Annotated in this window: 2 protein-coding genes; both read right to left on the reverse strand. The window is 64.9% G+C overall.

Annotated features, from left to right (window positions below):
* On the reverse strand, positions 1–914 hold a 914-nt coding region (locus tag WA702_RS20360), incomplete at its 3' end, for a heme lyase CcmF/NrfE family subunit (RefSeq protein ID WP_425112344.1).
* Complete coding sequence (ccmE, locus tag WA702_RS20365; protein ID WP_425112345.1) at positions 911–1,444, reverse strand: cytochrome c maturation protein CcmE; 534 nt, start codon at positions 1,442–1,444, stop codon at positions 911–913. The genes ccmE and WA702_RS20360, both read right to left, overlap by 4 nt.
* Positions 1,445–1,532 lie beyond the last annotated feature (88 nt).

The following is a 1,532-nucleotide window of genomic DNA, read 5'->3' on the forward strand; positions in this document are numbered from 1 at the left end:
GCGAAGGCATGGACCGAGGTCAGGACGCCCGAGCGCACCAGGAAGGTGCCGAGCAAGGACAGCGAGAAGGTCAGGATCGACAGCAGGATGGTCCAGACCTTGAGCGCGTTGCGCTTCTCCATCACCAGCGCCGAATGCAGCAGCGCGGTGCCGGCGAGCCAGGGCATCAGCGAGGCGTTCTCGACCGGGTCCCAGAACCACCAGCCGCCCCAGCCGAGCTCGTAATAGGCCCAGTAGGAGCCCATCGCGATGCCGAGCGTGAGGAAGATCCAGGCCATCAGGGTCCATGGCCGCACCCAGCGCGCCCAGGCGGCGTCGATGCGGCCCTCGAGCAGGGCCGCGACCGCAAACGAGAACGAGATCGAGAAGCCGACATAGCCGAGATAGAGCATCGGCGGATGCACCGCGAGGCCGATGTCCTGCAGCACCGGATTGAGATCACGGCCCTCGAGCGGCGGATTGGCGAGCCGCGCAAATGGGTTCGAGGTGATCAGGATGAACAGATAGAACGCGCTGGCGATCCAGGCTTGCACGCTGAGCACGCGCGCACGCAAGGACAGCGGCAGATTGTTGCCGAAGGCCGCGACTAGGCCGCCGAACAGCGCCAGGATCGACACCCACAGCAGCATCGAGCCCTCATGATTGCCCCAGACGCCGGTGATCTTGTAGATCAGCGGCTTCATCGAGTGCGAGTTCTCGTAGACATTGGCGACCGAGAAATCCGAGGTCACATGCAAGGTGACCAAGAGCGCGAACGAGGTCAGCGCGAACAAGAGCTGCGCCAGCGCCGTGGAGCGCGCCACGTTCATCAGCACCGGATCGCGCAGGCGCGCGCCGATCATCGGGATGGTCGATTGGATCAGCGCCAGTCCCAGCGCCAGCACCAGCGCATAATGTCCGGTCTCTGCGATCACTGCGTGGCTCCGTCGGCGGTCTTCTCGGCGATGGCTTTGTTGTCATCTACGCGCATCGAGACCGGGCCCGGTCTGTTCGGCGCGGCCTGCTTGCCGTAATCGTCCTTCCAATGGCCCTGCTTCTTCAGGGCATCGGCGACGTCCTTGGGCATGTAGGTCTCGTCATGCTTGGCGAGCACGGTGTCGGCTTCGAAAACACCCGCGGTATCGATGGCCCCTTCCGCGACCACGCCCTGCCCCTCGCGGAACAGGTCGGGGAGGATGCCCTTGTAGGCGACTGGCAGCTTCGCAGCGCCGTCGCTCACCGCGAAGGTCACAGCGAGATCGGCGCCGCGCACCAGCGAGCCCTTCTCCACCATGCCGCCGAGCCGAAACCGTTGGCCCGGAACGATGTGCTTCTCGGCCACCATGCTCGGGGTCGAGAAGAACACGATCGAGTCGCGCAGCGCGTTGAGGACCAGCGCGGCTGCGACCGCGAGCACGGCGAGCGAGCCGCCGATGATGGTCAATCGCCTTTGCTTGCGTGTCATCCAGAATTCCTGACCGCAGGGACCACCCTGCTCATCCATCCAACCCGAACGTCTTGGCGCCCTCGTTGAGCTGGCGCAAATGCTCGGA

This window comes from Bradyrhizobium sp. (genome assembly GCF_049798375.1).
Classification (GTDB): Bacteria; Pseudomonadota; Alphaproteobacteria; order Rhizobiales; family Xanthobacteraceae; genus Bradyrhizobium.